General features: G+C 72.6%; 8 protein-coding genes. 7 read left to right on the top strand and 1 reads right to left on the bottom strand.

Annotation, left to right across the window (positions count from 1 at the left end):
* The first annotated feature begins 966 nt into the window (after nt 1-966).
* The 3 genes from ACFV9H_RS28690 to ACFV9H_RS28700 all read left to right on the top strand — a co-directional run bounded on the left by ACFV9H_RS28690 (nt 967) and on the right by ACFV9H_RS28700 (nt 4,418).
* Nucleotides 967-1,950: an ArsR/SmtB family transcription factor gene (locus ACFV9H_RS28690; protein WP_385403680.1), complete on the top strand. Its 984-nt coding sequence runs from the start codon at nt 967-969 to the stop codon at nt 1,948-1,950.
* 228 nt (nt 1,951-2,178) lie between these two features.
* Nucleotides 2,179-3,312: a hypothetical protein gene (locus ACFV9H_RS28695; protein WP_385403683.1), complete on the top strand. Its 1,134-nt coding sequence runs from the start codon at nt 2,179-2,181 to the stop codon at nt 3,310-3,312.
* Between the two features lie 14 nt (nt 3,313-3,326).
* Nucleotides 3,327-4,418: a phosphotransferase family protein gene (locus ACFV9H_RS28700; RefSeq protein WP_385403686.1), complete on the top strand. Its 1,092-nt coding sequence runs from the start codon at nt 3,327-3,329 to the stop codon at nt 4,416-4,418.
* A gap of 46 nt (nt 4,419-4,464) precedes the next feature.
* On the opposite strand, the gene ACFV9H_RS28705 is transcribed toward ACFV9H_RS28700, so the two are convergent.
* Nucleotides 4,465-4,935, bottom strand: a complete 471-nt coding sequence (locus ACFV9H_RS28705) for a hypothetical protein (protein WP_385403688.1) — start codon at nt 4,933-4,935, stop codon at nt 4,465-4,467.
* 217 nt (nt 4,936-5,152) lie between these two features.
* Between ACFV9H_RS28705 and ACFV9H_RS28710 the strand changes: the two genes are divergently transcribed.
* From ACFV9H_RS28710 to fxsA, 4 genes are all read left to right on the top strand, one after another.
* Nucleotides 5,153-5,593: an Lrp/AsnC family transcriptional regulator gene (locus tag ACFV9H_RS28710; protein WP_385403705.1), complete on the top strand. Its 441-nt coding sequence runs from the start codon at nt 5,153-5,155 to the stop codon at nt 5,591-5,593.
* A gap of 122 nt (nt 5,594-5,715) precedes the next feature.
* Nucleotides 5,716-7,341 carry an amidohydrolase gene (locus tag ACFV9H_RS28715; RefSeq protein WP_385403690.1) on the top strand — a complete coding sequence of 542 codons (1,626 nt, stop codon included), beginning with the start codon at nt 5,716-5,718 and terminating at the stop codon, nt 7,339-7,341.
* 337 nt (nt 7,342-7,678) lie between these two features.
* Entirely contained in the window at nt 7,679-8,464 is a 786-nt protein-coding gene (locus tag ACFV9H_RS28720; RefSeq protein WP_385403693.1) for a polyprenol monophosphomannose synthase, read from the top strand.
* Between the two features lie 79 nt (nt 8,465-8,543).
* Nucleotides 8,544-9,125: an FxsA family membrane protein gene (fxsA, locus tag ACFV9H_RS28725; RefSeq protein WP_385403695.1), complete on the top strand. Its 582-nt coding sequence runs from the start codon at nt 8,544-8,546 to the stop codon at nt 9,123-9,125.
* Nucleotides 9,126-9,191 lie beyond the last annotated feature (66 nt).

A 9,191-nucleotide genomic window follows, 5' to 3' on the forward strand; every position in this document is an offset into this window, starting at 1 on the left:
GCGCGGCCGAGGTGCTCGGGCAGAGCGCGCGCCCGCGCATCGGGGTTCCGGCCGGCCGCCAGTGTCCCAGTACGAGCCGTGTGTCCGCGAGCCGGGTGTCGATCATCCTGCGGAAGATCCGCGGATCCCCGGGGGTTCCCGGAAGTCCGTACTCGCGCACTCTGCCGTCGGGAAACTCGACCGCACCGGATTCGCCGGGGTGATCGATGGTCACCACCACGTAGCCGTGACTGGCCAGTTCTTCGGCGAGCACGGTGCCGACCGTACGTGGATCTCCGCCTCCGGGGGTGTACAGCAGCACCGGCCGTCGGATCGGCTGTGCCGGGGCGTTCGTGTGCGAGTGGCTCATGGTGGCCGCCCAGTCCACACCGCTCTTCGGTAGTTCCCGGTGCACGTAGACGGGATCGAAGGCCTTGAACCACTCCGCTGCGGCGGGGGTCATCTGCGGTGCGATCGGGTATCCGCGGACCTTGCGAGCGGGATAGAACACGGTGACCATCACCTCGCGCGGCATGCCGCTGTCCCAGGGGTCGCGCCTGTGCCGATCGACCAGGTGCAGGGTGGTGACCCCGGTCCGGTGCGCGCCGGTCGGCGCCGGAAGCCGCACGGTGATGTCGTCCGCGACCCGTGCGCGGGCAACGCCGCCGCCCCCCAGCAGCATCGTGGTGGCGAGCAGGGCCGAAGTGGTGACGGCCCGTCGGGTCACTCCGGCGGTGCCCTCCCTTCCCGGGCCGCCACCGGGACCTCGCTCGAACGCAACGGCCCCGCCCACGCGGTCACTTGCGCTGGTCCTCTTGTGGAACATGGCTGTCTCCCTGTGCCTCTGTGACGTCGGTCCTTGCGCCGTCCGGCACCCCTTGAGTCAATGCGTGAAGGGGCGTGCCCCGAATGCTGGCGCCGGTCGGAGGCGCGGGCGAGGGTTTAGGGCCTGGTCGAAACGATGGTGCGGCGAGGGCGGGGAGAGCAGTGATCCGGATCCGTTTCACCTCCGTCGACTTCGCGCGGGTCCGGTTCGCGCCCCGGCCGGCCCCGCTGGCGGAGCTGAACGCGGCGCTCATGACGATGTGCCGCCCGGACGGGGAGCTGCTCTTCGGCCGTTGGAGACAGCGGGTGCTCCGTTCCCTGCCGCTCGCCGTCGGACCCCTGAGGGACCTGGTCCCCGCGGAGCGGGCCCCCCACTTCATCGACGTGTTCAGCGACACGCTGCGGGAGGGGCTGGACACCGTACGAGCTTCGCGCCCGGAACTGGTTCGATCCGAAATCGAGCGGGTCTACGCCACGCACGCGTCCCCGGCGCCGCTGTGGATCCGGGACCTGCACCGAGGTGATGCCGCCGCGTGGCACGTCCTCCGTCGGGCCCAGCACGCCGCCTTCGAAACGGTCGTGCGTCCTGTGTGGACCCTGGTCCAGGATCTGCACCACGCGGAGTTCACCCGCCATGCGCTGGCAGTGGCCGAACACGGCATCGGCGCCGCACTCGCCGGACTCGTACCCGGCACCCGGTTGCACGAGGACGTCTGGGAGGTCGAAGGGCCGGAGCGGGACATCGTGCTGGACGGGCGCGGCGTGCTGCTCCTGCCCACGTTCCACTGGACCGGCCATCCCCTCGTCTCCGACCTGCCCGATCACCCCGTGGTCGTGACGTTTCCGGCCGGTCCGGGCCTCCCGCTCGTGCCGACCGGTCCGGGGGACGCGGACGACGCGTTGTCCGGAGTGCTCGGGCGGACCCGCGTCGACATCCTGCTCCGACTCGCGGACGAGCACACCACCAGTGAACTCGCCCGGCGGCTCGGTGTCAGCAATGCCACCATTTCGGCCCACACCACCGCGCTGCGCGGCGCCGGCCTGATCACCACGGTCCGCGCCGGTCGGGCGGTCCTGCACCGACGCACCGCCATGGGGAGCCTGCTGGTCCGGCGACGCACCGGCACGCCGACCGGGAACGGTTGACCGTCGGCCCGAGGGCGACAGCCCTGACCTGCCGAGTCCGAGGGCCGATCACCGCGGCGTGCGGCCGGCAGCGCCGCTCCCGGCGCATCATGCCGGTGTGTCAGACCGTGCCAGAAGTCTGGCCCCCAGGCCCGTTTCTGACGTACCGTCATATCCGCTTGAGCAGCCGTTCCGACACACCAACCTGCCGTGCCACTCGAAGCCCCCACCCCGCCCAGGAGGTTCGCCATGCCCGCCGACCGGCCCATCGGACTGGACGAGTACCCGATCCACCAGGCCCCGCTGTCGATGAAGCACCTCGTCAGTGGCGACCGCAACGCCTACGACCGCTGCATCTTCCACGTCTTCGACCACGCCGGCCGCGCCGTCCTCATCCTCGGCCTCGGGGTGTACCCCAACACCGGGGTCATCGACGCCTACGCCACCCTCCGCATCGGTGACGACCTGCTCGCCGTCCGGGCTTCCGACGCGCTCACCGACGACCGCATGAACCTCCGCGTCGGCCCCCTGTCCATCACCGTCGACGTCCCGCTCAAGCAGCTCACCCTGCGCTGCGCCGCCGATCCCGACGACCCGGACGGGCTTTCGTACGACCTCGCCTGGACCGCCGAGTTCCCCGCCGTGTGGGAGCCCCACCACACCCAGCGGCGCGGCGACCGGCTCATCCTGGAAGGCCGCCGCTTCGTCCAGGCGGGCAACGTCACCGGCACCATCCGCGCCAAGGGCGAGGAGTTCACCGTCACCCCGGGGGAGTGGACCGGCACCCGCGACCGGAGTTGGGGCGTGCGACCGATACCCGGTGAGGAGGGGGGCCGCGCCGCCGAGGAGTACCGGCCCGAGGGGTTCCACTGGCTCTGGATCCCGGTCCGGTTCGAAGACCGGTTCGTGATGGTCATCGCCCAGGAGGACGCCGACGGGCACCGGGCCCTGAACGAGGCCGTGCAGGTCTTCCCCGAGGACAGCGGCCGCCACGACGTCCAACTCGGCTGGCCGCACACCGAGATCCGCTACCGGCCCGGCAGCCGGCACCCCGAGAGCGCGGTCATCCACCTCACCGACCCGGCCCGCAAGCCGCTCGAACTCGGCGTGCAGATCCTGAACTCCTCCCCGCTCGCCGTGGGCGCGGGCTACCCGCCCGCCGGCGACTGGCAGCACGGCAGTTGGCAGGGGCGCAACTGGACCGACCGGCGCGTCTACGACCTCTCCGACCCCGCCGCCCACCCGATGGCCGCCTTCGGCGTCACCGACCACTCGGCGCGCTTCACCCTCGACGGGCAGATCGGCCACGGCATCTTCGAACACGGCAGTTTCGGGCGCCACGACCCCAGCGGCTTCACCGACTACTCCTCCGTCGCCCAGTAGAAAGGACTCCGACCATGGCAACCGCTCCACGTCCGCGCACCTCCACCCGAGAGCCCGAAGAACTCGGCCGGCGGCTCGCCGCCTGGCTGGACGCCCGGCTTCCCGGTGCGAAGGTCACCAACGTCTCGGTCCCCGGCTCCAACGGCATGTCCAGCGAGACCCTGCTCTTCGACATAGAGCACCCCGACACCCCGCTCCGCGCCTGCGCGCTGCGCCTCGCCGCCGATCCGGCCGCCTACACCGTCTTCCCGACGTACGACATGCCGCGCCAGCACCGCGTGATGAGCCTGGTCGCCGAGCACACGGACGTGCCCGTCCCGCGCGTGCAGTGGCTGGAGGAGGACCCGGGGCCGCTCGGAGCGCCGTTCTTCGTGATGGCCCGCGCCGAGGGCCGGGTCCCGCCCGACGTCATGCCCTACACCTACGAGGGCAACTGGCTGCACGCCGCGACCGACGCCGAGCGCGCCGTGCTGCAAGAGGCGAGCATCTCGCTGCTGGCCCGCCTGCACGACCAGTTCCCCGCCAAGGAGGCCGAGTTCCTGCTGCCCGAGGGCGCGGGAAGCCCGCTGCGCCGGCACGTGGACGCCCAACGCGCCTACTACTCCTGGGTGGTGGAAGGGCTGGCCCCGTCACCGCTCATCGAGCGCGCGTTCGCCCGCCTGGAGGAGCTCTGGCCGCAGGACGAGGGCCCCACGGTGCTGAATTGGGGTGACGCGCGCATCGGCAACGTCATCTACGACGGATTCACGCCGGCGGCCGTGCTGGACTGGGAGATGGCGGCGTACGCCCCGCGCGAAGTGGACCTCGGCTGGAGCGTCTACCTGCACCGGTTCTTCCAGGACCTCACCGTGAGCTTCGGCCAGCCCGGCCTGCCGGACTTCCTGCGCCGCGAGGACCTGGAGCGGCGGTACGCCGAACTCACCGGCCACACCCCGCGGAACATGGAGTTCCACACCCTCTACGCGGCCCTGCGCCACGGGATCGTGATGCTCCGCATCGCCTACCGGCAGGCGCACTTCGGCGAGGTCGAGATCCCGGAGAACCCGGACAGCCTGATCCTGCACCACGCCAGCCTGGCTGCCATGGTGCAGGGAACCTACTGGTAGAGGAACCGGAGGAACCGGAAGGCCGCGGCGGGCGCGCAGGGGGCCGTCAGGCCGCCTGCGCGTGCTCCTGCTGCGTCTGGGCCTGCGCCTGCGGCAGCGCGGGGCGCCCCAGCCGGACCGGACGTGAGCCCGGACCGCCGACGTGCGAGAACGGCTGCGTCCGCCAGTCCAGCCCCTGGGGCAGGTCCAGGAGCACGACGGCCTCTAGCTCCGACGCCTCGGGTGACTGGAACGCGCCGACGGTGGGCAGCGCGTCGCCGGCGGGCCGCCCGGTGCCCGCGCACACCGTGAGACCGAAGGGGTTCCACGGGGTCAGGCAGAGCGCGTGCTGCGGCAGGTACTCCTCGTCCGCGACGAGGGCGATCGACTGGCCGCAGTCGGGGCAGATCGCGTGGTGGATCTCGAACCCCTCGCCGTCTTCGAGGTATTCGGCGTACTCGGAGTACGCGCCTTCCTCGGTCTCGACCTGTTCGAGGGGCTCCGGTTCGGTGCGACCGGCGCGCTTGTTGTTCAGCATGGATGTACTCCCCCTTGGGTGGGCCGGGCGGGCAGGTTCTTCGGCCTCGGCCACACCAAGCACTTCCCGCAGCGCGGCACGAGTAACCACGACAGCACGTCGTACGCCTGCCTGACCCTGTGGCCTTGGTCACATGCCCGGCGCAGATGCCTCCAGTGGGTGGACAGCACTGGGCCAGGAGCGCCCTTGGGCCTTAGGTTGAGCGGCTATGAGCGCAATGGAGGAGCTGGACCGCCAGATCGTTGATCTGCTCGTGCGGGACGGGCGGATGAGTTACACGGATCTGGGCAAGGCCACCGGACTGTCCACGTCGGCGGTCCATCAGCGAGTACGCCGGCTGGAACAGCGCGGCGTGATCCGCGGCTACGCGGCGGTGGTCGACCCCGAGGCCGTCGGCCTGCCGTTGACGGCTTTCATCTCGGTCAAGCCGTTCGACCCGAGCGCCCCGGACGACATCGCCGACCGGCTGTCCGGCGTTCCCGAGATCGAGGCCTGCCACAGCGTCGCGGGCGACGAGAACTACATCCTCAAGGTCCGGGTGGCGACGCCCCTGGAACTGGAGGACCTGCTGGGCCGCCTGCGGGCCCTGGCGCACGTCTCGACGCGTACGACGGTCGTCCTCTCCACCCCGTACGAGGCCCGCCCGCCCCGTATTTAGCCTCGCCGGCGTTCGAGGGGCGGGGTCCCCCTGCCGGAGGGGAAGGTCCGGGCGGAGCCCCCACCCGCGTCCGCCCCCACCCGCGTCCGCCCCCGCCCGTCCGAGGGGCGAGACTGTTCCCCATGACTGACCGCACCGCCAACTCCGCCGACGCCGCCGGAGGCACCCGCACCGTCCTCCTTCGCGGCGGCGAGGTCCACAGCCCCGCCGACCCCTTCGCCACCGCGATGGTGGTCGAGCGTGGCCACATCGCCTGGGTCGGCTCCGAAGGCGCGGCCGACGCCTTCGCGCAGGGCGTGGACGAGGTCGTCGACCTCGGTGGCGCGCTCGTCACGCCCGCCTTCACCGACGCCCACGTGCACGCCACCTCCGCCGGGCTCGCCCTCACCGGGCTGGACCTCACCGGCGCCCGCTCGCTGACCGACGCGCTGGACCTCGTACGGGCGTACGCCGCGAGCCGCCCCGCCGACCGGGTGCTCCTCGGGCACGGCTGGGACGCCGCCCGCTGGCCCGAACGCCGGGCGCCGCGCCGGGCCGAGCTCGACGAGGCCGCCGCCGGCCGCCCGCTCTACCTCAGCCGCATCGACGTGCACTCCGCGGTGGTCACCACCGCGCTGCTCGACCTCGTCCCGGGCGTACGGCCCGAGGGTGACGAGCCGCTGACCCGTGACGACCACCACGCCGTACGGCGGGCGGCCCTGGCCGCCGTCACCCCCGCGCAGCGCGCGGAGGCCCAGGCGGCGGCCCTCGACCGGGCCGCGTCCCTCGGCATCGGCTCCCTGCACGAGTGCGGCGGCCCCGACATCTCGTCCGCCGAGGACTTCACCGCCCTGCTGGCCCTGGCGGCCGAGCGGCCCGGGCCGCGCGTCTTCGGATACTGGGCCGACCGGGACCTCGACCGGGCGAAGGCGCTCGGGGCGGTCGGAGCCGCCGGTGACCTCTTCGTGGACGGCGCCCTCGGCTCGCACACCGCCTGCCTGCACGCCCCGTACAGCGACGCCCCGCACACCGGGACCGGCTACCTGGACGCCGCCGAGGTCGCCGCGCACGTCGCCGCCTGCACCGAGGCGGGACTCCAGGCCGGTTTCCACGCCATCGGCGACGCCGCGATCACCGCCGTCGTGGAGGGCGTCCGCGCGGCCGCCGAAAAGGTCGGCCTGGCCCGCGTCCGGGCTGCCCGGCACCGCGTCGAGCACGCCGAGATGATGACCCCCGCCACCATCGCCGCCTTCGCGGAGCTGGGCCTGACCGCCTCCGTGCAGCCCGCCTTCGACGCGGCGTGGGGCGGCGAGGACGGCATGTACGCGGACCGCCTCGGGCCCGAGCGCGCCCGCACCCTGAACCCGTACGCGGCGATGCTCAAGGCGGGCGTGCCGCTGGCCTTCGGCTCGGACGCGCCGGTGACCCCGCTCGACCCCTGGGGCACGGTCCGCGCGGCCGCCTTCCACCGGACCCCGGAGCACCGGATCTCCGTACGGGCCGCCTTCACGGCCCACACCCGGGGCGGCTGGCGGGCGCTGGGCCGCGACGACGCGGGCGTGCTCGTTCCCGGCGCTCCGGCCGACTACGCCGTCTGGCAGACCGCCGAACTGGTCGTCCAGGCCCCCGACGACCGGGTCGCCCGCTGGTCCACCGACCCCCGGTCCGGGACCCCCGGGCTTCCCGACCTGACCCCGGGTTCGGAGCTGCCGGTTTGCCTGGCCACCGTGGTCGGCGGGCGGGAAGTATTCGTACGCCCACAGGGGTGATCCGGTGGTCCTCGGTTCGGTCCGGGCGCTCGGACCCGGATAGGTTCGGCCGGGTCCACCACAAGGACGTCCGTGCCGGACGGATCCGTCCGCTCAGCGCGCCCGCGCCTCGGGGGCGAGGGAAGGTTTCGCCGGATGGGGGTCGCCCCCGCTCCGTAGGAGGTCGGGGGAGGGTGGTCCCGGTGCGGGGCCCGGCGGTCCAGTAGACAACGGTCACGGCGGCCCGCGGCCAGCGGGAGTGTGACCGGCCCGAAGGACCGCGGGCCCCGATCACTGTTCTAGAGTCATTTCCTGCGACCAGACGTACAGGACGTGCAAGAGCACAAAAGGGGACTCAGTGAGCGACGGCGGACAGCGGACCTACGGACCGCTCGGTACGGCCTTGGTGATCATTCCGACCTACAACGAGGCGGAGAACATCGGGCTGATCGTCGGCCGCGTCCGCGCGGCGGTGCCCGAGGCCCACATCCTGGTCGCGGACGACAACAGCCCCGACGGCACCGGCAAGCTCGCCGACGAGCTGGCGGTCGGTGACGACCACGTGCACGTCCTGCACCGCAAGGGCAAGGAAGGGCTCGGCGCCGCCTACCTCGCGGGCTTCGTCTGGGGCCTGGACGCGGGCTACGGCGTGATCGTCGAGATGGACGCCGACGGCTCCCACCAGCCGGAGGAGCTGCCCCGCCTGCTCACCGCGCTGGCCGGCGCCGACCTGGTCCTCGGGTCCCGCTGGGTGCCGGGCGGCCGCGTCGTGAACTGGCCCAAGAGCCGCGAGTTCCTCTCGCGCGGCGGCTCCACGTACTCCCGGCTGATGCTGGACGTCCCGATCCGCGACGTGACGGGCGGCTACCGGGCCTTCCGGCGGGAGACCCTGGAAGGCCTGGGCCTGGACGAGGTGGCCTCGGCGGGCTACTGCTTCCAGGTCGACCTGGCCCGCAGGGCCGTGCAGAAGGGTTTCCGCGTGGTGGAGGTGCCCATCACGTTCGTCGAGCGCGAGTTCGGCGACAGCAAGATGAGCAAGGACATCGTGGTGGAGGCCCTGTGGCGGGTCACCCAGTGGGGCCTCAAGGCCCAGGCCGCCAAGCTCCTCGGCAAGACCCGGGGCAAGGACGACCGCAAGGCCTGACCGGCAAGACACCCCCTAGGGGATGTCCGGTACCTCCGGCTGAGGTCGCTTTTACCCGGGCCCAGGCACACTGGACGGTATGACGACCGGCGTTCCCTTCTCGACGGCCCCCCGGCGGCGCTCGCCCGCCCGTACGTTCCTCCCCCTGGCGGTAGCCGGCTGGCTGATCCTGGAGATCTGGCTGCTCAGCCTGGTCGCCGGAGCCGCCGGCGGGCTGACGGTCGCCGCGCTGCTCGCGGGCGGCATGGTCCTCGGCGCGGTGGTCATCAAGCGCGCGGGACGGCGTGCCTTCAAGAACCTGACCGACACCTTCCAGCAGGCCCAGCAGGGGCAGCAGCCCACCCCGCAGCAGCCGGGCCGGGGCAACGGCCTCACCATGGCGGCGGGGCTGCTCCTGATGATGCCCGGCCTGATCTCCGACGCGGCCGGCCTGCTCCTGCTGTTGCCGCCCGTCCGGTCCTTGATCGGCCGCCGGGCCGCCCGCTCGCTGGAGCGGAAGATGGCCTCGGCCCCGGCCGGCACCTTCGGCGACGCCTTCCAGCAGGCCCGCATCCACTATCCCGACGGCAAGATCGTCCAGGGCGAGGTCATCCGCGAGGACCGGCCCGGCGACCGGGACCAGGGCCCGGACACGACCTACCGCCCGCCCATCGCCCCGTAGCGCATCAACACGCAGCGGACAGCACACAGCACGACGCCGAGGGGCCCGCCACACAATGTGTGGCGG

The organism is Streptomyces sp. NPDC059874, assembly GCF_042731135.1.
Lineage (GTDB): Bacteria > Actinomycetota > Actinomycetes > Streptomycetales > Streptomycetaceae > Streptomyces.

Coding starts and splice junctions, on each gene's coding strand:
- ACFV9H_RS28695 (WP_385403683.1), top strand. CDS start 2,179: ATGCCCGCCGACCGGCCCATCGGACTGGACGAGTACCCGATCCACCAG.
- ACFV9H_RS28700 (WP_385403686.1), top strand. CDS start 3,327: ATGGCAACCGCTCCACGTCCGCGCACCTCCACCCGAGAGCCCGAAGAA.
- ACFV9H_RS28705 (WP_385403688.1), bottom strand. CDS start 4,935: ATGCTGAACAACAAGCGCGCCGGTCGCACCGAACCGGAGCCCCTCGAA.
- ACFV9H_RS28710 (WP_385403705.1), top strand. CDS start 5,153: ATGGAGGAGCTGGACCGCCAGATCGTTGATCTGCTCGTGCGGGACGGG.
- ACFV9H_RS28715 (WP_385403690.1), top strand. CDS start 5,716: ATGACTGACCGCACCGCCAACTCCGCCGACGCCGCCGGAGGCACCCGC.
- fxsA (WP_385403695.1), top strand. CDS start 8,544: ATGACGACCGGCGTTCCCTTCTCGACGGCCCCCCGGCGGCGCTCGCCC.